The sequence below is a fragment of the Ferrovum myxofaciens genome, from assembly GCF_000735045.1.
GTDB classification, from domain to species: Bacteria; Pseudomonadota; Gammaproteobacteria; order Burkholderiales; family Ferrovaceae; genus Ferrovum; species Ferrovum myxofaciens.
The window spans coordinates 1-292 of the sequence record NZ_JPOQ01000363.1 but is presented as its reverse complement, the minus strand read 5'-3'; the positions used below and the strand labels follow the sequence as shown (position 1 = coordinate 292).

General features: G+C 52.7%; 1 protein-coding gene. It reads left to right on the top strand.

Annotated features, from left to right (window positions below; all coding sequences use genetic code 11):
* A partial coding sequence (locus tag IV91_RS0114040; RefSeq protein WP_031599289.1) for a site-specific integrase occupies nucleotides 1–292 on the top strand: 292 nt, incomplete at both ends.

The following is a 292-nucleotide window of genomic DNA, read 5'->3' as shown; positions in this document are numbered from 1 at the left end:
GGTATTTGCCAACCCAAAGACCCACAAGCCTTTTGTATCGATTTTTACCGGGTGGAATTCTGCTCGCAAACGTGCCGGACTGGCTGAAGTTCGTATCCACGATCTAAGGCATTCCTTCGCCTCATTTCTGGTCAATGCCGGTCGGTCCCTATATGAGGTGCAGAAGATTCTGGGGCATACCCAGATTAAGACAACGCAGCGGTATGCTCACCTGAGTCAGGACACGCTCCTTGATGCCGCCAATGAAGTGTCCAAGGCAGTGCCGCTGACACTGCCATGCCAAAGACCTTCG